Origin of the sequence: Streptococcus atopicus (assembly GCF_049166725.1) — a bacterium.
Lineage (GTDB): Bacteria > Bacillota > Bacilli > Lactobacillales > Streptococcaceae > Streptococcus > Streptococcus hominis.
The window spans coordinates 162,368-182,844 of the sequence record NZ_JBMHFC010000002.1; the positions used below are offsets into that span (position 1 = coordinate 162,368).

General features: G+C 38.8%; 22 protein-coding genes and 1 other annotated feature. Of the genes, 16 read left to right on the plus strand and 6 right to left on the minus strand.

Features of this window, described 5'->3' with window-relative positions; translation table 11 throughout:
• The first annotated feature begins 94 nt into the window (after positions 1 to 94).
• From yjbM to mutY, 5 genes are all read left to right on the plus strand, one after another.
• Positions 95 to 766, plus strand: coding sequence for a GTP diphosphokinase (gene yjbM, locus ACOMA9_RS02140; protein WP_106083416.1), 672 nt, complete (start codon positions 95 to 97; stop codon positions 764 to 766).
• On the plus strand, positions 750 to 1,568 hold the full coding sequence (locus ACOMA9_RS02145; protein ID WP_049512216.1) for an NAD kinase: 819 nt from the start codon (positions 750 to 752) through the stop codon (positions 1,566 to 1,568). The genes yjbM and ACOMA9_RS02145 overlap by 17 nt, the downstream gene beginning before the upstream one ends.
• Positions 1,565 to 2,455, plus strand: a complete 891-nt coding sequence (locus ACOMA9_RS02150; RefSeq protein WP_151380070.1) for an RluA family pseudouridine synthase — start codon at positions 1,565 to 1,567, stop codon at positions 2,453 to 2,455. Before ACOMA9_RS02145 ends, ACOMA9_RS02150 begins: the two co-directional genes overlap by 4 nt.
• A gap of 10 nt (positions 2,456 to 2,465) precedes the next feature.
• On the plus strand, positions 2,466 to 3,443 hold the full coding sequence (gene pta, locus ACOMA9_RS02155) for a phosphate acetyltransferase (RefSeq protein ID WP_003029342.1): 978 nt from the start codon (positions 2,466 to 2,468) through the stop codon (positions 3,441 to 3,443).
• Positions 3,444 to 3,509: 66 nt separating this feature from the next.
• Positions 3,510 to 4,679 carry an A/G-specific adenine glycosylase gene (gene mutY / locus ACOMA9_RS02160; protein ID WP_049533764.1) on the plus strand — a complete coding sequence of 390 codons (1,170 nt, stop codon included), beginning with the start codon at positions 3,510 to 3,512 and terminating at the stop codon, positions 4,677 to 4,679.
• Positions 4,680 to 4,794: 115 nt separating this feature from the next.
• Here the strand turns inward: mutY and ACOMA9_RS02165 are convergent, their stop codons facing one another.
• The 5 genes from ACOMA9_RS02165 to ACOMA9_RS02185 form a co-directional block, all read right to left on the minus strand.
• Positions 4,795 to 5,142, minus strand: coding sequence for a DUF6568 family protein (locus tag ACOMA9_RS02165; RefSeq protein WP_106083411.1), 348 nt, complete (start codon positions 5,140 to 5,142; stop codon positions 4,795 to 4,797).
• A 390-nt stretch (positions 5,143 to 5,532) separates the two neighbouring features.
• Positions 5,533 to 7,251 carry a phospho-sugar mutase gene (locus ACOMA9_RS02170; protein WP_247905855.1) on the minus strand — a complete coding sequence of 573 codons (1,719 nt, stop codon included), beginning with the start codon at positions 7,249 to 7,251 and terminating at the stop codon, positions 5,533 to 5,535.
• Positions 7,252 to 7,430: 179 nt separating this feature from the next.
• The gene (locus tag ACOMA9_RS02175; protein ID WP_003024201.1) at positions 7,431 to 7,994 is read right to left on the minus strand and encodes an ECF transporter S component; all 564 of its coding nucleotides are present in this window, start codon (positions 7,992 to 7,994) and stop codon (positions 7,431 to 7,433) included.
• Positions 7,978 to 8,529, minus strand: a complete 552-nt coding sequence (gene coaC / locus ACOMA9_RS02180; protein ID WP_247905856.1) for a phosphopantothenoylcysteine decarboxylase — start codon at positions 8,527 to 8,529, stop codon at positions 7,978 to 7,980. Before coaC ends, ACOMA9_RS02175 begins: the two co-directional genes overlap by 17 nt.
• On the minus strand, positions 8,526 to 9,218 hold the full coding sequence (locus tag ACOMA9_RS02185; protein ID WP_247905857.1) for a phosphopantothenate--cysteine ligase: 693 nt from the start codon (positions 9,216 to 9,218) through the stop codon (positions 8,526 to 8,528). The genes coaC and ACOMA9_RS02185 overlap by 4 nt, the downstream gene beginning before the upstream one ends.
• Before the next feature lie 137 nt (positions 9,219 to 9,355).
• Here ACOMA9_RS02185 and ACOMA9_RS02190 point away from each other — a divergent pair, with 137 nt between their 5' ends.
• The 3 genes from ACOMA9_RS02190 to ACOMA9_RS02200 all read left to right on the plus strand — a co-directional run bounded on the left by ACOMA9_RS02190 (position 9,356) and on the right by ACOMA9_RS02200 (position 12,327).
• Positions 9,356 to 11,026, plus strand: a complete 1,671-nt coding sequence (locus ACOMA9_RS02190) for a formate--tetrahydrofolate ligase (protein ID WP_330944950.1) — start codon at positions 9,356 to 9,358, stop codon at positions 11,024 to 11,026.
• Positions 11,027 to 11,129: 103 nt separating this feature from the next.
• Positions 11,130 to 11,672, plus strand: coding sequence for a GNAT family N-acetyltransferase (locus ACOMA9_RS02195; protein WP_151380073.1), 543 nt, complete (start codon positions 11,130 to 11,132; stop codon positions 11,670 to 11,672).
• 1 nt (position 11,673) lies between these two features.
• Entirely contained in the window at positions 11,674 to 12,327 is a 654-nt protein-coding gene (locus ACOMA9_RS02200; RefSeq protein ID WP_022524991.1) for a DNA alkylation repair protein, read from the plus strand.
• Between the two features lie 194 nt (positions 12,328 to 12,521).
• Here the strand turns inward: ACOMA9_RS02200 and ACOMA9_RS02205 are convergent, their stop codons facing one another.
• Positions 12,522 to 13,214, minus strand: coding sequence for a YoaK family protein (locus tag ACOMA9_RS02205; protein WP_003029367.1), 693 nt, complete (start codon positions 13,212 to 13,214; stop codon positions 12,522 to 12,524).
• 347 nt (positions 13,215 to 13,561) lie between these two features.
• Between ACOMA9_RS02205 and ACOMA9_RS02210 the strand changes: the two genes are divergently transcribed.
• The 8 genes from ACOMA9_RS02210 (at position 13,562) to ACOMA9_RS02245 (ending at position 20,472) form a co-directional block, all read left to right on the plus strand.
• Entirely contained in the window at positions 13,562 to 14,638 is a 1,077-nt protein-coding gene (locus ACOMA9_RS02210; RefSeq protein WP_247906609.1) for an aspartate-semialdehyde dehydrogenase, read from the plus strand.
• 54 nt (positions 14,639 to 14,692) lie between these two features.
• On the plus strand, positions 14,693 to 15,574 hold the full coding sequence (gene dapA / locus ACOMA9_RS02215; protein WP_151380074.1) for a 4-hydroxy-tetrahydrodipicolinate synthase: 882 nt from the start codon (positions 14,693 to 14,695) through the stop codon (positions 15,572 to 15,574).
• A gap of 291 nt (positions 15,575 to 15,865) precedes the next feature.
• Positions 15,866 to 16,717 (plus strand): MerR family transcriptional regulator, encoded by an 852-nt coding sequence (locus ACOMA9_RS02220; protein ID WP_330944995.1) that lies wholly within the window; start codon positions 15,866 to 15,868, stop codon positions 16,715 to 16,717.
• Positions 16,718 to 16,862: 145 nt separating this feature from the next.
• Positions 16,863 to 16,997 (plus strand) — a sequence feature (ribosomal protein L10 leader region).
• A 38-nt stretch (positions 16,998 to 17,035) separates the two neighbouring features.
• Complete coding sequence (gene rplJ, locus ACOMA9_RS02225) at positions 17,036 to 17,536, plus strand: 50S ribosomal protein L10 (RefSeq protein WP_003024222.1); 501 nt, start codon at positions 17,036 to 17,038, stop codon at positions 17,534 to 17,536.
• A 70-nt stretch (positions 17,537 to 17,606) separates the two neighbouring features.
• Positions 17,607 to 17,975 (plus strand): 50S ribosomal protein L7/L12, encoded by a 369-nt coding sequence (rplL, locus tag ACOMA9_RS02230; protein ID WP_059220797.1) that lies wholly within the window; start codon positions 17,607 to 17,609, stop codon positions 17,973 to 17,975.
• A 196-nt stretch (positions 17,976 to 18,171) separates the two neighbouring features.
• Positions 18,172 to 18,690, plus strand: coding sequence for a ribosome maturation factor RimM (rimM, locus tag ACOMA9_RS02235; protein ID WP_009568768.1), 519 nt, complete (start codon positions 18,172 to 18,174; stop codon positions 18,688 to 18,690).
• A complete protein-coding gene (trmD, locus tag ACOMA9_RS02240; protein WP_151380079.1) occupies positions 18,680 to 19,405 on the plus strand; it encodes a tRNA (guanosine(37)-N1)-methyltransferase TrmD in 726 nt (241 codons plus the stop codon). The genes rimM and trmD overlap by 11 nt, the downstream gene beginning before the upstream one ends.
• A 143-nt stretch (positions 19,406 to 19,548) precedes the next feature.
• Positions 19,549 to 20,472 carry a metal ABC transporter solute-binding protein, Zn/Mn family gene (locus tag ACOMA9_RS02245; RefSeq protein ID WP_270737068.1) on the plus strand — a complete coding sequence of 308 codons (924 nt, stop codon included), beginning with the start codon at positions 19,549 to 19,551 and terminating at the stop codon, positions 20,470 to 20,472.
• Positions 20,473 to 20,477 lie beyond the last annotated feature (5 nt).

The window sequence follows — 20,477 nt, forward strand, 5'->3', positions numbered from 1 at the left end:
TCCCAATCCTTTTCTTTTGTTTGAAAGCGATTTATGTTATAATAAGTATTGTGTTTATTTTATAAAAAAATAAGTAAAATGACAAGGTGATAGTATGGAAGTAGAATGGGAAGAGTTCCTGGATCCTTATATTCAAGCGGTTGGTGAGTTGAAAATCAAACTGCGCGGGATTCGCAAACAATACCGAAAACAAAAGCAGCATTCTCCGATTGAATTTGTAACGGGGCGTGTAAAACCGATAGAAAGCATCAAAGAAAAAATGGCTTTGCGTGGAATTAAAGAAGAAAATCTGGCACAAGATATGCAAGATATAGCTGGTTTGCGCGTAATGGTCCAATTTGTGGATGATGTAGAAGAAGTTTTGGATGTTTTGCGAAAACGTCATGATATGCGGATTATTCAAGAGAGAGACTATATTAAAAATCGTAAAGCTAGTGGTTATCGCAGTTACCATGTTATTATTGAATACCCCGTTGATACCATCAATGGGAGCAAAACGATTTTAGCAGAAATTCAAATTCGTACTCTGTCCATGAATTTTTGGGCAACGATTGAACATTCTCTGAATTATAAGTATAAAGGAGAATTTCCAGATGAGATTAAGAAACGTTTGGAAATTACAGCAAAAATCGCCTATCAATTAGACGAAGAAATGGGAAAAATTCGCGATGATATTCAAGAGGCACAAGCTTTATTTGACCCAATTAGTCGTAAATTAAATGATGGCGTAGGAAATAGTGACGATACAGATGAAGAATACAGGTAAAAGAATAGGGATTATCAGTAATCGCAGACGGCAAAGTCAAGAAATTTGTCGCCAATTAAAACAAAAATTAAAACAAAATCACTTTATTTTGAATGATAATAATCCTGATATTGTCATTTCCATTGGTGGCGATGGGATGCTTTTGTCAGCATTTCACAAATATGAAGATCAGCTAGACAAAGTTCGCTTTGTTGGCGTTCACACAGGTCATTTGGGCTTTTATACAGATTATCGAGATTTTGAGTTGGACAAACTAATCGATAATTTAAAATTAGACACAGGCGCAAAAGTGTCTTATCCGATTTTGAATGTGAAAATTTTCCACGGAAATAATGAGATTTGTATAAAACGTGCGTTGAACGAGGCGACGGTCAAGCGTTCTGGACGAACAATGGTCGCTGATATCATTATCAATCAAGTGCATTTTGAGCGCTTTCGTGGTGACGGCATTTCAGTATCAACTCCGACAGGAAGCACAGCTTACAATAAATCGTTGGGTGGAGCTGTTCTGCACCCAACCATCGAAGCTCTTCAGATTGCAGAAGTTGCAAGCTTGAACAATCGTGTGTTTCGGACCTTGGGCTCCTCAATTATCGTCCCTAAGAAAGATAAAATTGAAATTGTGCCGACTTGGAATGATCGACATGCGATTTCGATTGACAATCAAAATTTTATGATAAATAATATTTCTAAAATTGAATTTCAAATCGATCAACATAAGATTAACTTTCTTGCTACACCGAGTCATACTAGTTTTTGGAATCGTGTCAAAGATGCCTTTATCGGTGAGGTGGAGGAATGAGGTTTGAATTTACTGCAGATGAGCATGTGAAAGTCAAAACCTTTTTAAAAAAACATGAAATTTCCAAAAGTTTGCTTGCAAAAATAAAGTTTTCTGGTGGGGATATTCAGGTGAATGGCAAAAAGCAAAATGCCATTTATTTGTTAGATATTGGCGACAAAGTTGCCGTCGATATTCCTGCAGAAGAAGGTTTTGGCAGTTTGCAAGCTGTAGAGAAAGATTTAGAAATTGTCTACGAAGATGAACATTTTCTGATTTTGAACAAGCCGGCAGGCGTAGCCAGTATTCCTAGCGTGAATCATTCCAATACAATGGCTAATTTTGTGAAGGCTTATTACATTGCGAATCATTATGAAAATCAGCAGATTCATATTGTGACTCGTTTAGACCGTGATACGAGTGGTCTGATGTTGTTTGCAAAGCACGGTTATGCTCATGCAAGATTGGACAAGCAGTTGCAAAAGAAAGTCATTGAGAAGCATTATTATGCTTTGGTCAAGGGTTCGGCACCGCTAAAGCCAGAAGGAGATATTATTGCTCCCATAGCGCGTGAAGATAGTAGTATCATTACTCGGTGTGTGGCAAAAAATGGAAAATATGCTCATACGAGTTATAAAGTTTTAGCGCAGTATGATGACATTTATCTCGTGGATATTCACCTTCATACAGGACGGACACACCAGATTCGGGTTCATTTTTCTTATATTGGTTTTCCGCTCTTGGGAGATGATTTATATGGTGGGAGCATGACTGACGGAATAACGCGGCAAGCGCTTCATTGTCATTCATTGCGTTTTTACAATCCATTCCATGAGGAAGTTGTGAATAAATCAAGTCCTCTTCCGGAAGATTTTCAAAAAGTCATTCAAAAATTAAGCAACAAGTAAGGAGTAAAACATGAAAATTTTTGAAACAATTCGTGAAACATTGCAAGACAAAGAAGTGAAGATTGTCTTACCAGAAGGTGAAGAACCACGTATTCTTCAAGCTACTAAACGTTTGGTAAAGGAAACAAGTATCACACCTGTTTTATTGGGAAATCCTGAAAAAATTCGTATTTATCTTGAAATTGAAGGTGTGACAGAAGGTTATGAAGTCATTGACCCTCAAAATTGTTCATGCTTTGAAGAAATGGTTGCAGCTTTTGTAGAACGCCGTAAAGGAAAAATCACAGAAGACGAAGCGCGTAAATTATTGAAAGAGGACGTCAATTATTTTGGTGTCATGCTTGTTTATCTTGGTAAAGTGCAAGGTATGGTTTCTGGTGCGATTCATTCTACAGCAAGCACGGTTCGTCCAGCTCTTCAAATTATCAAAACACTTCCTTGGGTTTCTCGCACATCTGGTGCCTTTCTCATGGTTCGCGGTGATGAACGCTATGTTTTCAGTGATTGTGCAATCAATATTGACCCAGATGCTAAAACATTAGCAGAAATTGCTATTAACTCTGCCTTGACCGCGCAAATCTTTGACATTGACCCTAAAGTGGCGATGCTGAGCTATTCAACTAAAGGTTCTGGATTTGGTGAAAAGGTTGATAAAGTCGTCGAAGCAACGAAACTTGCGCAAGAAATGCGACCAGATTTGGCTATTGACGGAGAATTACAATTTGATGCAGCTTTTGTGCCTAAAACGGCAGAGTTAAAAGCTCCTGGAAGCAATGTAGCTGGTCAAGCGACTGTCTTTGTATTTCCTGGTATTGAAGCTGGAAATATCAGTTATAAAATGGCAGAGCGCCTCGGTGGCTTCTCAGCAGTCGGTCCTATTTTGCAAGGATTGAACCACCCAGTAAACGACCTTTCACGTGGATGCAATGCTGATGATGTTTATAAATTAACATTGATTACTGCCAGCCAAGCAGTTGGTCATTATTAGAAAGCCAAGACAGAATCCAGAATTCAAGTTCTGGGTTCTCTTTTTATTTTGTGTTATACTAAAGCTATGTTAGATTTGAAAAAATATGGGATTGAGATGTGGGAGGATGAAAAGATTATCTCTTTTCGCCAAAAATTATTAGCTTGGTATGATGAAAATAAGCGCGATTTACCTTGGCGGAGAAGCAGCAATCCTTATCATATCTGGATTTCAGAAATTATGCTTCAGCAAACACGGGTAGATACGGTTATTCCTTACTATGAGCGTTTTTTAGCCTGGTTTCCGACAATTAAAGATTTAGCAATGGCTTCAGAAGAACGTTTGCTTAAAGCTTGGGAGGGGCTAGGTTACTATTCGCGAGTACGCAATATGCAACAGGCTGCTCAGCAGATTATGACAGATTTTAGTGGCGAGTTTCCTCACACTTACGAGGAGATTTCTAGTCTGAAAGGAATTGGTCCTTATACAGCAGGAGCTATTGCAAGTATTGCTTTTGGCTTGCCTGAGCCAGCGGTTGATGGGAATGTTATGCGGGTCCTGAGCCGTTTATTTGAGGTGAATTTGGATATTGGTGTCCCTGCTAACCGAAAGGTTTTTCAAGCGATGATGGAAATTCTGATTGACCCCCAAAGACCGGGAGATTTCAACCAAGCTTTGATGGATTTGGGCTCAGATATTGAAGCGCCTGTCAACCCTAGACCTGAGGACAGTCCAGTAAGGGAATTTAGTGCTGCTTACTTACATGGAACAATGGATAGATACCCGATCAAAGCTCCTAAGAAAAAACCTATTCCAGTTTATTTGTATGGTTTGATTATCCAGAATAATCAAGGAGAATTTCTTTTAGAGAAAAATGAAGCAAGCAGTCTTTTATCAGGATTTTGGCACTTTCCTTTGATTGAAGTAGACGAATTTTCGGATGATGAACAGTTATCCCTTTTTGAAGTAGCAGAAAATCAAGTTGCAATTGAATTATCTCCGCAAGAAAGCTTTGAGCAGGATTATGATGTGGTAGTGAATTGGCAGGAGCAAGCTTTTCCGACAATTCAACATGTGTTCAGTCATCGCAAGTGGCAGATTCGTTTGCTTTATGGTCAGGTAGTAAATGCTACGGAAATGCCTAAACAGGAACAAGTTTTATGGTTGCATCCTGATGAATTTGACAACTATCCATTTGCTAAACCTCAGCAAAAGATGTGGCAAGCCTTTCAAAAAGGAAAATTAAAAGGAAATTAAATATTAAGAGACAGGGACGATATGATCCCTGCCTCGTTTGGTGATAGTAAAAAGTTACTGCTTAGTTAGTTTATAATATACTTTGAAGCTGGAAATTTTAATTCCAGCTTCATTTTTATAAGTTAGCGAATGTCTTGATTTCGTCAGCCGTCATAGAAGAGTCACAACGGACAGTCACATGACCATTCTCTGTGTGTAAAAATCCTGGCACAGTTGGGATTCCATATTCGGAACGAAAAGCTTGGAGTTCTTCCAGTTCACTAGGTTCCTCACTATTGATAAAGAAAATATGTGCTTGGGTTTCAGCGACAACACTAGCTAGCGTAGTGGCGAATTTACGACAGTAAGGGCACGTTTTACGCCCAATGAAAAAAGTTGCGTTTTCTTTATTTGCAATGGCTTGTCGGGCACGTTCTACAGTCGTGACTTCTAAATCTTTGATATCTTGCGTAAAATTATCCATAAAATAACCTCATTTCTTTTGCTCATTTTAGTATGCCACAAATAGGAAAATAATGCAGAGATTTGAAATGAATGTAAAATATTGAAAGAGAAGTGAAACAGAACTAGAAACTGAAAATTTTAATTGTCATCCTCTTATCTCAAGACTCCGGTATAAAATGTTTCCCAGCTATTTTGTATAGTCTCCCCTGTAACGTTGAGCAAATGTTAAAAAGCGAAAAGACCTTGAGACCTACTTCGAAAGCTCTGTCCGCCATCTTAAAGCAGCATTTGAGCAATTATCTGTCATTTGTTACAAGACAATTTCGAGTCTGAGACACTCTTGTCCCAGACTCGAAGTTTGAATATTGTAGAAGTTAGACTGAGAAATCAAAGCCTTCTTACTTTTTGCTTATTTTACAAAATCATTGATTTCTGCTTCAATTTTTGCAATTTTTGCTTGAGCGTCTTGGCTGGAATTTCCGACAACAGCAATGTAGAATTTGATTTTTGGTTCAGTTCCTGAAGGACGTACAGCAATCCATGAACCATCAGTAAGTGTGTATTTTAATACATCGCTTGGTGGAGTTGTTAATTTCGTTACATCGCCGTCAGAATCAGTAGCAGTTTGTGCTTTGAAATCTTCTGTGACTGCAACAGCAGTAGCGTTAAATTCTTTTGGTGCATTGTCACGGAACTTGCTCATAATAGCTTTGATTTGTTCCGCGCCATCAACACCAGACAGAGTAACTGAAATCGTCTTTTCAGCATAATAACCATATTCTTTGTAGATTTCTTCAATTCCGTCTGCAAGAGTTAAGCCGCGAGAACGGTAGTAGGCAGCTAATTCTGCAACAACTAATACAGCTTGGATAGCATCTTTGTCACGCACAAATGGTTTAATCAAGTAGCCAAAGCTTTCTTCAAAGCCCATCATGTAAGTGTGATTGTGTTTTTCTTCAAATTCTTGAATCTTTTCAGCGATAAATTTGAAACCAGTTAAGACATTGAACATGGTTGCGCCGTAGCTTTCAGCAATCTTGGTTACAAGATCGGTAGACACAATGGATTTGCAAAGTGCTGCATTGGCAGGAAGTGTTCCAGCAGTCTTATGCGCTTCAAGGATATACTTAGCCATAATTGCACCGATTTGATTTCCTGAAAGATTGCGGTAGCTGCCGTCTTTTTGGAGAACTTCAACGCCCACACGGTCAGCATCTGGGTCTGTTGCGACAAGGACATCCGCACCAACTTTACGCCCTAATTCTTCAGCGAGAGCGAAAGCAGCTTGGTTTTCTGGATTTGGTGATTTGACAGTGGAGAAGTCTGGATCTGGCACGCATTGAGCTTCAACAACCTGAACAGAATCAAAACCAGCTTGGGCAAATGCTCGACGTGCTAACATTTCACCTGTACCATGAAGCGGAGTGTAGACGATTTTCATGTCTTTGCCGTATTCTTTAATCAATTGTTGGTTGATGTTGACGTCTTTAACTTCCTTGAGATATTCGGCATCAATAGTTTCACCAATAACTTCAATCAAACCAGAAGCTTTTTCGGCTTCAACATCAGCAACTTCAATGGCAAATGGATTTTCGATTGCACGAATATAATCTGTCAAGGCATCAGCATCATGCGGTGGCATTTGACCACCATCTTCACCATAGACCTTGTAACCATTAAATGGAGCAGGATTGTGGCTAGCAGTAATCATAATTCCAGCAAAAGTTCCTAAATGGCGAACTGCAAATGAAAGTTCTGGTGTTGGACGGAGACTTTCAAATACATAAGATTTAATGCCATGTTTTGCTAAAACAGCAGCAGATTCAAAGGCGAATTCTGGTGAGAAGTGGCGAGAGTCGTAAGCAATAGCGACACCGCGTTTTTTGAAATCTTCGCCTTTTTCGTCAATCAAACGTGCTAAACCTTCAGTTGCCTGACGAACGACATAAATATTGATACGATTCGTACCAGCACCTATCAGACCACGCATACCAGCAGTACCAAATTCAAGATTAGTATAAAATGCATCTTCTTTTGTTTTTTCATCCATTGAATCCAATTCTTTACGAAGATAGTCTGGAAGTTCTGCAAAATCAAGCCATTTTTTGAAATTTTCTTGGTAAGTCATTACGAAATCTCCTTTTTAAAATAGGAAAGCTTATGAAAAATCAGTGAAAACAGGAAATATCATTGCTTATTTAATAAAGGAACGAGCATATCCATTTTTCTCAATTTTTCAGCTTTCTGCATTTGTTTAACCGTTTTCATTATAGCATTTTTCCATAAAAAAATCACGTTTTCACGTGATTATTTTCTAACTTTTTCAAGAGCTGGGATAATAGTAACTGTCAGAACCGCAGAAATAATCATTTCAGCAATAGAATTGGTTGAAATGACAGAGGCAAGCAGCAACTGAATGTTTCCGTTATACACTTTGGAGAATAGCAGGAAAATCCCTCCTAAAACAAATATGGTATTTGTCAACGAACCGACTGTTCCAGCTAAGATAAGTCCGGTCTTATTTTTAAGATATTTATAAACAAAATAAGGAGTGACTCCGATTAAGATTCGTGGAACGAGGGCAATGAGGAGTGAATAAATATTCCCATTAGGTACAAACGGGCTAAACAAGTAACTGGTTGGCAAGAGAACAAGTGTGTTCGTAACCAGACTAATGATACCCATTAGCGCCCCTAAAATAGCACCTACTTTTGGTCCATATAAAATACTTGCAATAATAACGGGAATGTGGACAATCGTTGGTTTGATCGGAACAGGGAATAGGTTAAATATTACTGAACTCAATAGATGAATGACGAGCATAATCGCAAAAAAGATAGCAATTTGAGCAATATTAGATTGTTTCTTCATAAATCATTTCCTTTACTTTTTTTATAATTGTTTCTATATCAGCAAGTGCGCCGATTCCTTTGTCACCACAAGCGAGGACGGTTTCTCTAGGCTGAATGATTTGCCAGCCATATTTTTCTAATTTAGATAGATTTTCTTGAGTGATTGGATTTTCATACATTTTTGTATTCATAGCGGGAGCCAGCACTTTTTTAGCTATTGATGGCAGAGCAAGTGCGGTACTGGTTATCATATTGTCTGCAAAGCCATTGGCTAATTTAGCGATTGTATTGACAGAAGCAGGTGCAACTAAGAAAAGATCCGTTTGCTTGGCAATTTCAATATGATTAACTTTGTTTGGCGCAGGCTCGTCCATGACGTCTGTATGTACTACATTTTTCGACAATACCTGTAAAGTCAACGGTGTAATGAAATTTGTAGCTACTTGAGACATCAGAACAGTTACATTTAGATCGTCTTTTGTCAATTGACTGACCAAGTCGGCAGCTTTATATGCAGCGATACTTCCTGTAACAGCTAAAGTAATATGTTTCATAGATTGTCCTTTGCGTGAATGTGTGTTACGAGTTGTTGAGCGATTTCCTCTTTGGTGCTGGCTTCTATGACAGAATTTTCTTTGACCAAGTAAGCATGATGTTGATTGCTTGAAATATCATACAAGTCATTTGCTACAATTATTTCAGCTTGATTTTTAGCAAGACTGGCACGAGCAACTGTCAGTAATTCTTCCTTAGAAACATCAACTAAGAGTTTAAAACCAATTAGACGGATATCGGGATTCCATTTTTTGACTTGGCTGATAATTTTTGGCGTTTGCTTGAGAAAGAGTACTTGGTATTCATCTTTTGATGAAATCTTGCCTTGATCATTGGTCTTATTCAAAAATTCTGTTAAATTCTGTGAAGCAGTAATTTGATCAAAACCTGTCATGTAAATAGGCGTGTAGTCAGAGACGGCCATTGAATGAATCAAAACATCATGAATTTTGACCAAAGACTGCATTGTTTCTAGCAAATCCTGAACATTTTCAATGATTTGAATGGTTAAATTCGGATGAGCAGCAGGTTTGACAGCACTCTGTGTAGTGATTAAGGTGACCTGATCACCTTGTGTTAAAAAACTCTCTGCAATAAGAGCACCAAGTCTTCCTGTTGAGTGATTCGTAATAGAACGAACTTGATCAATTTTTTCGCTTGTGCCGCCAGAAGTAATCAATAGTTTCATAACTAAATTTTACACAAAAAAACTTAATTCGTAAATAGAAAAGACTTTCCCGAACGTTTTTGAGAAGTTTAGCTTTGAAAGTGTTTGTTTTCTTTATTTTTTGGTATAATAATCCTATCAAAACTGGAGGATTCCAAATGAAAACGGATATAGAAATTGCTCAGAGCGTTGACTTACAGCCGATTGCTGATGTAGTGAAGAAAGTTGGAATTGATTACGACGATTTGGAGCTTTACGGTAAATACAAGGCTAAATTGTCTTTTAATAAGATTCAGGAATTACAAAAGAATCCAGTTGGTAAGCTGATTCTGGTAACAGCAATCAATCCAACACCGGCTGGCGAAGGGAAATCGACTATTACTATTGGTTTAGCAGACGCTCTCAACAAAATAGGCAAGAAAACCATGATTGCGATTCGTGAACCATCTCTTGGACCAGTAATGGGAATCAAAGGCGGAGCCGCTGGAGGTGGTTATGCACAGGTTCTACCAATGGAAGACATCAATTTGCATTTCACAGGAGATATGCATGCGATCACCACTGCCAACAATGCCCTTTCTGCTTTGATTGATAATCATTTACATCAAGGAAATGCTCTAGGAATTGACCAACGTCGCATTATCTGGAAGCGCGTGGTAGATCTGAATGACCGTGCTTTGCGGCATGTGACAGTCGGTCTGGGCAGTCCGGTTAATGGAATTCCGCGGGAAGATGGTTTTGATATTACGGTTGCATCTGAAATCATGGCTATTCTCTGTTTAGCGACAAGTATTGAAGACTTGAAAGAACGTCTAGCTAATATCGTTATTGGTTATCGTTATGATCGGACGCCTGTTTATGTTCGAGATTTGGAAATAGAAGGTGCTCTTGCTCTCATCTTGAAAGATGCTATAAAGCCCAATCTAGTACAGACTATTTATGGAACACCTGCCTTTGTTCACGGTGGACCGTTTGCCAATATTGCTCACGGCTGTAATTCCGTTTTGGCAACGACAACAGCTTTGCATTTGGCGGACTACACGGTGACTGAAGCTGGATTTGGTGCGGATCTAGGGGCTGAAAAATTCCTAGATATCAAAACACCCAATCTTCCGACTGCTCCAGATGTAGTGGTTATTGTTGCAACTCTCAGAGCATTGAAAATGAACGGTGGTGTTGCTAAAGAAGATCTGACAACTGAGAATGTTGAAGCGGTTAAAGCAGGTTTTGCCAACCTCAAACGCCATGTGGGAAATATCCGTAAATTTGGTGTTCCGGTTGTGGTGGCTATCAATGAATTTGTCTCTGATACTGAGGCTGAAATTGCCGTTCTCAAGGAACTTTGCACGGAGATTGATGTCCCTGTGGAATTGGCTAGTGTCTGGGCAGACGGAGCTGACGGTGGTCTAGCTCTTGCTGAAACTGTGGTTAAAACGATTGAAGAGACTCCTGCTCACTACAGCCGACTCTATGACAACAATCTGTCTATCGAAGAAAAAATCGAGAAAATTGTCAAGGAAATCTATCGTGGAACAAAAGTCAATTTTGAAAAGAAAGCCAAAACTCAAATTTCTCAAATTGTCAAGAATGGCTGGGATAAGCTGCCAATCTGTATGGCCAAGACCCAATACAGTTTTTCAGATAATCCAGCTCTACTGGGAGCGCCAGAAGATTTTGAAATCACTATCCGTGAAGTCGTTCCAAAATTGGGTGCAGGCTTTATTGTCGCCCTGACCGGTGATGTTATGACGATGCCCGGTCTGCCAAAACGCCCAGCAGCCCTCAATATGGACGTAGCAGCAGACGGAACTGCTGTTGGACTATTTTAAAACGAAAAAGGTTCGAGAGAGCCTTTTCTTTTTGAATTTGGTAAAATATACATGGTGATATACTTCATTTTTATGAAAATAATAAGAAGAAAGGAAGGTTCGGATGAACATCAGATTAGCTCATAAAAACGACGCCACTGCTCTTGTAGCTATTTACGCGCCTTATGTGGAGAAAACAGCCATTACTTTTGAGTATGATATTCCGTCGGTGGAGGAATTTTCTGACCGGATTGAGAAGACCTTGGAAAGGTATCCTTATCTGGTGGCAGAGGAAGATGGAGCAATTCTAGGTTATGCTTATGCTTCGACTTATTATGGTCGAGAGGCATACAACTGGGCTGTTGAACTGTCGGTCTATGTAGCTGATGAGAATCGCGGTAGAGGGATTGGGAAGCAGCTTTATGACAAATTGGAAGAAATTCTTGAACAGCAAGGTTTTGTCCACTTTCTAGCTTGTATTGCTCTTCCGAATGACGCTAGTATTTCTTTCCATAAAAAACGTGGTTACCAGCAAGTAGCGCATTTCCCAAAAATCGGCTATAAATTTGGCTGCTGGCATGATACAGTTTGGTTGCAGAAGAGTTTAGATAAACCAGCAAGACCAATTAAATTATTCAAAGATATGAATGTTGAAAGTGAATGGTAATATGAAAGTAGAAGATATTTTCCAAGGATTAAAAGAAGTAGCAAACCCTGAAGATGCTATTCACATGAAAGCATACATGAAAGACCAGTTCGAGTTTTTAGGGGTCAAAACACCTGTTAGACGAAAGCTTTCCAAGGTATTTTTTAAGAAAAATAGCAGCCTTGCAATTGATTGGAAATTTATCCATCAGGCTTGGGACAATCCCTATCGTGAAATGCAATATGTGGTGCTGGATTATTTGCAACTGAAACAAAAAGCTTTGACACCAAGCGATTTGCCAAAGATAAAGAAATTAGCACAAACAAAGCCATGGTGGGACACAATTGACTTTTTGTGTCGCTCGGTAGGCTATATTAGTTTGCATTATCCTGAGACAAAGAAAATAGTATTAGATTGGAGCAGGGATAAAGATTTCTGGTTGCGCCGAATTGCTATCGAGCATCAATTGCTTCAAAAAGAAGAAACGGATGTCCAGCTGCTGGAGCAAATCCTGATTAATAATCTTAATCAAACCGAGTTTTTCATCAATAAGGCCATCGGCTGGGCTCTGCGAGACTACTCTAAAACCAATCCCGACTGGGTGCTGGAGTTTATCGAAAAATACAAGGATAAACTGAGCAAACTCAGCATTAAAGAAGGAAGCAAGTATTTGTGAGATTGATAGATGAGGAAGTTTTTCCATCAGTAGTTAAAAACTGATGAAGAGGATTGATAAATGAAATATCGCAGGCAAGTATTGGTGAACTAGCAAAAACCGAACCAATTCTCTTTGTGAGCATTACCCAAGAGGATTGGTTCGGTTTTTTGTCTTACTTAGTTCCTAGTTTGCTTTTCGATTTTCATTGAGTGTTAGATATTTTTTTGCTCTAAGTGATGTATATGATTGTATCTGGTATAATGAATGATAATAATCGTCAAAATAGTGGTGACTGTCCAGATAGCATATTGGTGAATGAAGCGTGTGAGAAAACCAGTAAAAACAGCACCGCCGATGAAACTAGCGACAATCATAGAGTAATTAGCCGCTTGCCTTCTAATAATATGTCTACGGTCTTTAAAACGAATATACTCATACCAAGCAGTGACCATTCTCCGATAGTTTCCTGAAGTCATCATAATCATATAGGGATAAGACTCAATTTTTGAGCCTGTATAAGTTAGCATGACCATTCCGGTAGAGGTTGCAAGCAATATCACCCAGATAAAATAATGAGAATGAAAGAAAGGAAAGAGGAAAGTCGTGAGAGTCAATGGTAAGACCCCCCAAGTACGCCAATGTGAACTTTGCGCCCGTTCCTTAAGTAGAATACCGAAGACAAAGCCACAGGTAAAAAAGATAAGCGAAAGGATACGGTAAGCAGTCTTTACGGTTGGTCCATCCCAATCGGCTACGATTAAAAGAATATTCCCTGTTTGGGTTGCGATTAGCGTACTAAATTGCATATGCGAGAAAACATCAAGGCAGCCACCTACAGCACCAAGTAAGAGGGCCATTATTCTCGTATCCTGAGGCATAAGGACAGGCTGTTTTGTTGTATCCATAACTTTTTATCCTCCTAAAATTATTTTACTCTTTTAAGACACCAATTTCAAATATTGATAAGTTAGAAAATCTCTCATAAAAAATAGTTTGACTTTTAGGATTTTCTATAGTAGAATGCTAGATATGCGATGAGTCGATAAGTGGCGCAAGCCACATATTGAGCATGGGAGGTCATATACGCAGGAGCGGACCTTGATGAGTTGTGTGAACCTGCTCATCACACGAAAGTGCCCTCAATCCCTACTTTTTAGTGGGGATTTTTTTCTTATAAGTCTTTTCAATTCTTTAGAAAAGTAGTATAATACCAGCAATACACAAATTTTTTGAAAATTCAGAGAGGTATGTTATGGGATATACAGTTGCTGTGGTTGGTGCTACAGGTGCCGTTGGAGCTCAAATGATTAAAATGCTGGAAGAATCAAGTCTTCCAATTGAGAAAGTACGCTACTTGGCTTCAGCTCGTTCTGCTGGGAAAGTTTTGAAATTCAAAGACCAAGACATCACAATTGAAGAAACAACGGAAACTGCCTTTGAAGGTGTAGATATCGCTCTCTTTTCAGCAGGCGGTTCAACGTCTGCCAAGTATGCTCCTTACGCTGTTAAGGCAGGAGCTGTTGTCGTTGACAATACCTCTCATTTCCGTCAGAATCCTGATGTTCCATTAGTTGTGCCGGAGGTCAATGCCCATGCACTTGATGCTCATAACGGGATTATTGCCTGTCCTAACTGTTCCACCATTCAGATGATGGTGGCGCTGGAGCCGATTCGTCAGAAATGGGGCTTAGAGCGCATCATCGTATCGACCTATCAAGCTGTGTCCGGAGCTGGTATGGGAGCTATTCTTGAGACTCAGCGTGAACTGCGTGAGGTCTTAAATGACGGAGTCGATCCGCGTGATGTCAAGGCTGAGATTTTACCTTCCGGCGGTGACAAGAAACACTATCCGATTGCTTTTAATGCTCTTCCTCAAATCGATGTCTTTACGGACAATGACTACACCTACGAAGAGATGAAGATGACCAATGAAACCAAGAAGATCATGGAAGATGACACGATTGCGGTTTCTGCTACTTGTGTTCGTATCCCTGTTCTTTCAGCGCACTCAGAGTCTGTCTACATCGAGACAAAAGAAGTAGCACCCATCGCAGAGGTCAAAGCAGCTATTGCGAACTTCCCAGGAGCAGTATTAGAGGATGATGTTGCTCATCAAGTCTACCCTCAAGCTGTCAATGCTGTCGGAAAACGCGAGACATTCGTGGGACGAATTCGCAAGGATTTGGACGCTGAAAAAGGCATCCATATGTGGGTGGTTTCAGACAATCTGCTTAAAGGTGCTGCTTGGAATTCTGTTCAAATCGCTGAGACTTTGCATGAACGTGGCTTGGTGCATCCAACAGCAGAGGTCATTTTCGAATTGAAGTAAAATGTGAGATAATATTCGTATAGTTGTATTTTGCAAGCTAGGAGGACGAGGTTTATGTCTATAGAAGATTTAAAAAAAGCAAGAATAATTACAGCACTTGTCACACCTTTTAAAGAGGATGGTAGTATTAACTTTGAGGCTCTTCCTAAGCTGATTGAACACCTTCTAGCGCATCATACAGAAGGATTGATTATCGCAGGAACGACTGGTGAAAGCCCAACTCTGACGCATGAAGAAGAGTTGGAATTATTTGCAGCAGTTCAAAAGATTGTAAAAGGGCGAGTTCCGCTGATAGCCGGAATTGGTACAAATGATACTCGAGACTCCGTTGAATTTGCGCGTGAAGTTGACAAATTTGGTGGTTTTGCTGCCGGACTTGCAGTGACTCCTTATTACAATAAACCGACTCAAGAAGGTCTATATCAGCATTATAAAGCGATTGCGGAAGCTTCAAATCTGCCAGTCATCGTTTATAATGTTCCTAGCCGAACGGTTGCTGGTTTGACAGTAGAAACTTTCTTGCACTTAGCACAATTGCCAAATATTATTGCAATCAAAGATTGTACAGGCATAGATGCTCTTACCCATTTGGTTGAAAACGCTCCACAGGACTTTCTAATTTATACTGGGGAAGACGGACAAGCTTTTCATGCAAAGGCAATCGGAGCACAGGGGGTTATATCTGTTGCGGCTCATACCAATGGAGATGACTTTTATAGAATGTTTGCAGCCTTAGACGAAGGTAAGCTGAAAAAAGCTGCTCAGATTCAACGTCAGTTGTTACCCAAAATAGAAGCTCTCTTTTCTGTGACAAGCCCAGCACCACTTAAAGCTGTGCTAAATTCTCAAGGATTTGAAGTCGGACCACTCCGTCTCCCGCTTGTTGCCTGCACAGAGAAAGAAAAAGCCTCTATTCTTCCATTTTTTGAAGATTGAAATAAGCATTTTAGATTTGTAAAAAGTTGTAAAGATCTTGTCAAAATTTATTGTGAAGTAGTTAATTTTTCATTACGGAGGACTTTGCCATCTAATGCCTTTGATGAGGATGATTGCTGTTATTTGTATTCCTGTAAAGGCTTATTTACCAGTGATTCTGTTGAGATTTCAGTTGGATGTTCTCCATTAATTATGTTTTTCATCACCAGATATTACGAGAAAATATTAAATTAAGGGCTTGACCTGTCCGTTAGGGGCTGGGGTATTATCTAATTGAGGAGGTGGTGCATCATATTGAGAAATGAAATTCAAAATAAAACTGGTTTGACCAGAAAAGCAATTGAGTACTACGAGGAAAAAGGATTGATTAAGCCTTTGAAATCAGAAAATGGTTATCGAGATTATAGCGAAGAAGACATGAAAATCTTGAGTAAGATATCTTTATTTAGAAAAGTTGGGCTTAGTGTATCTGAGATAAAAGAATATTTATCTTCAAATGGGAATTCATTATCTTCCATACTTAGAAGAAAACAACATCAGCTGGATATTGAACAAATGAGGAGAGAGGTTATTGAGCTAATCGTTAAGAAAGAAAGCCAGACTCTTATTGATGATAAGATAGCTTTGATCGAAGCAGAAGAAAGTATTTATGAGAGATTGGAAAAAATATTTCCAGGACATTTTGGACAATTAATTTTTTCTGCATACCAGCCATTTTTGAATGAACATTTAAGAGAGGATGGAAAAGAAGCTTATAAAAAATTTGTTAACTATCTAGATAGCCTTCCTTCTTTTAACCTTAGTAAAGAAGAACAAGATTATATTGAAGAAGTAAGCTCTGCTTTTGATATGAAAGTACTAAAAGAAGTTAATGCGTCAAAAATTGAAGCAATAGAAAATGCCGAAAAGTGGCTAACAGAAAATAAGAATATTATAGCTCAATATCAAGATTATAAAAATAGCGACAATTATAAAAATAGTCCTATGAAAACAATTCAAGATAAATTACAAACATTTATGTTAGACAATAAATATTATGAAATAGCAATTCCACTAATAAGGAAATTTAGTAAGAGTTATAATCAGTATTACAAAAAAACGCTTATTGCAAACGAGCAATATTTGAAAGCTAGAGAGTTATAAGAGTATAAGGCATCTACTCCGAGTGAGCTGGTGCCTTTTTCAAAAATTTAATGTATCTGCTTACCCCAAAGGATAGACTTTCACTTTATTATAAAAAGATTATCAAAAACTCTTGCAATCTTTTTTTTCTTATGTTACAATCATTAATGGTTTGAAAAAACTGCCTAAGACAGTAGGGGAGCTCGACTCATAAAGATCCTACCGAGGACAAAACGGATCATGTAAAAGAAACGTATTGTACTTTCGTGTCTAGGTTTGGGCACGTTTTTCTTTTGGAAAAATTTCCCAAGCAAAATAATTACGGAGGTGAAACACTAAATGAGTGAAGCAAGTATTGCTAAAAAAGCGGAACTAGTTGATGTAGTTGCTGAAAAAATGAAAGCAGCTGCAAGTATCGTTGTTGTGGATGCTCGTGGTCTTACAGTTGAACAAGACACAGTTCTTCGTCGTAATCTTCGTGGAAGCGAAGTTGAGTATAAAGTTATTAAAAACTCAATTTTACGTCGTGCATCTGAAAAAGCTGGACTTGAAGGTCTTGCTGATGCATTTGTTGGACCATCTGCTGTTGCATTTTCAAATGAAGATGTTGTAGCACCAGCAAAAATCATCAATGATTTTACTAAAGAAGCTGATGCACTTGAAATTAAAGGTGGAGCTATTGAAGGTGCTGTTGCATCTAAAGAAGAAATTGTTGCTCTTGCAACTCTTCCAAACCGCGAAGGACTTCTATCTATGCTACTATCTGTACTTCAAGCGCCAGTTCGCAACGTTGCTCTCGCAGTCAAAGCTGTTGCAGACAACAAAGAAGAAGCGGCTTAATGTTAAGTTGCGCGTAGCCTATGCTACAAACTAATAATAAATAACGAAAATATATTTGGAGGAAATAACAATGGCATTGAACATTGAAAATATTATTGCTGAAATTAAAGAAGCTTCAATCCTTGAATTGAACGACCTTGTAAAAGCTATCGAAGAAGAATTTGGTGTAACTGCAGCTGCTCCTGTAGCTGTAGCTGCTGCTGGTGCTGGTGAAGCTGCCGCTGCGAAAGATTCATTTGATGTTGAATTGACTGCAGCAGGCGACAAGAAAGTCGGCGTTATCAAAGCTGTTCGTGAAATTACAGGTCTTGGTCTTAAAGAAGCTAAAGAATTGGTTGACGGAGCACCAACTGTTGTTAAAGAAGGTGTTGCAACTGCGGAAGCAGAAGAAATCAAAGCTAAATTGGAAGAAGCTGGAGCTTCAGTTACTCTTAAATAATAGAGTATCGCAATTTGATTGCGGAAGCCTAATAAATCAAGGTTTTAAGGTTGCTTAAGGCGATTTAAAATTAGAGGAATGATGTTATTCCCCAATGACCCTACTAAGGATTTATCTTGGTGGGGTCTTTGTTTTCTTGAGAATTCCCTTTATTCATGATAGAATAAATAGGATAATGCTAGTATTTGGAGAGAAAATGAACTATTATAATGTTGGAAAAATTGTAAATACGCAAGGTTTGCAAGGTGAAATGCGTGTACTATCGGTGACGGATTTTGCAGAGGAACGTTTTAAAAAGGGAAGTATGTTGGCCCTTTTTGATAAGAAAGATAATTTTGTCATGAATGTGGAAATTGCTAGTCATCGTAAGATGAAAAATTTTGATATTATCAAATTCAAAGGAATGTACCATATCAATGACATTGAGAAATATCGTGATTTTACTTTGAAAGTGGCTGAAGAAGATTTATCAGATTTAGATGAGGGCGAATTTTATTATCATGAAATTATTGGCTTAAATGTTTATGAACAGGATATTTTGATTGGAACAATTAAAGAAATTTTGCAGCCCGGTGCCAATGATGTCTGGGTGGTAAAGCGCAAAGGCAAGCGTGATTTACTGTTGCCTTATATTCCGCCTGTTGTATTGAATATTGATCTTGAAAATAGTCGAGTAGATGTGGAAATTCCGGAAGGACTGGATGATGAAGATTAACATTTTAACACTCTTTCCAGAGATGTTTGCCCCGCTGGAGTATTCAATAGTTGGTAAGGCGCGCGAAAAAGGATTACTAGAGATTCACTATCATAATTTTCGAGAAAATGCAGAGAAATCGAGACACGTTGATGACGAGCCTTATGGAGGCGGTCAAGGAATGTTGCTTAGAGCGCAACCGATTTTTGATGCTTATGATGCGATTGAGAAAAAACAGCCACGGGTTATTTTGTTAGATCCCGCTGGTCGAACGTTTGATCAAGCCTATGCGGAAGAGCTTTCCCAAGAAGAAGAATTGATTTTTATTTGTGGACATTATGAAGGTTATGATGAGCGGATTAAAAGTTTGGTGACAGACGAGGTCTCTCTTGGAGATTATGTTTTGACCGGTGGAGAGTTGGCTGCTATGACGATAATCGATGCGACGGTACGGCTGATTCCTGAAGTTCTTGGTAAGGAAGTTAGTCATACTGATGACAGTTTTTCATCAGGTCTTTTAGAATATCCTCAATATACGCGCCCTTATGATTTTCGTGGAATGGTTGTGCCAGATATTTTGATGAGCGGTCATCATGAAAATATTCGAAAATGGCGTCTGTATGAGAGTTTGAAAAAGACTTATGAACGTCGTCCAGATTTGCTAGAAAAATATGAGTTCACAGCAGAAGAAGCTGAAATGCTGGAAGAGATTCGTAAAGAAAAAAGCGATTGGTAAGACTAAAAGTTTTCTAATGTGGTTTAGGAAGCTTTTTTATTATTGTTAAAAAAACAGATAAAAAATTCTTGACAGCTAATTTCTATCATGGTATCATATTAACCAGTTAATGAACTGGTTAAACACTAGTTAAGGAGTAATATATGAAATTAAGGAAATATTTATTTTCTATTTTTGTGGCGGGACTGGTTTTGCTTTTGACAGCGTGCGGTGCAGGTAGCAAAAAGCAGAGCAAGGGAATGAAAATTGTAACAAGTTTTTACCCGATTTATGCCATGGTTAAAGAAGTGTCTGGGGATTTGAATGATGTTCGGATGATTCAGTCAAGCACGGGAATTCATTCTTTTGAGCCATCGGCGAATGATGTAGCTGCTATCTATGATGCGGATGTCTTTGTTTACCATTCTCATACACTAGAGTCATGGGCAGGAAAATTGGATCCAAATCTAAAAAAATCCAAAGTGAAAGTGCTTGAAGCGTCAGAAGGTATGAAGCTGGAGCGCGTACCGGGATTAGAAGATGTAGCTGCTGGTGAGGGAGTGGATGAAAAGACTCTATACGATCCGCATACATGGTTAGACCCAGAAAAAGTGGCAGAAGAAGCGCAAATCATCGCTGATAAACTTTCGAAGATTGATAGTAAAAATAAAGAGACCTATCAAAAAAATGCGAAAGAGCTGGCAGCTAAGGCAAAAGAGTTGACTAAAAAATATCAGCCGATTTTCAAAGCAGCGAAACAAAAAACGTTTGTGACACAGCATACGGCCTTTTCTTATTTGGCGAAGCGATTTGGATTGACTCAGTTGGGGATTGCTGGGATTTCACCAGAGCAAGAGCCTAGTCCGCGTCAACTGACGGAAATCGAAGAGTTTGTGAAACAATACAAGGTCAAAACAATTTTCGTGGAAAGCAATGCGTCATCAAAAGTTGCGAAAACTTTGGTCAAATCTACAGGCGTTAAACTAAAACAATTAAATCCTTTGGAAGCTGACCCACAAAATAATAAAACTTATCTTGAAAATCTAGACGCCAATCTAGCGGTATTGGCAAAAGAATTGAAAAAATGAGTAGA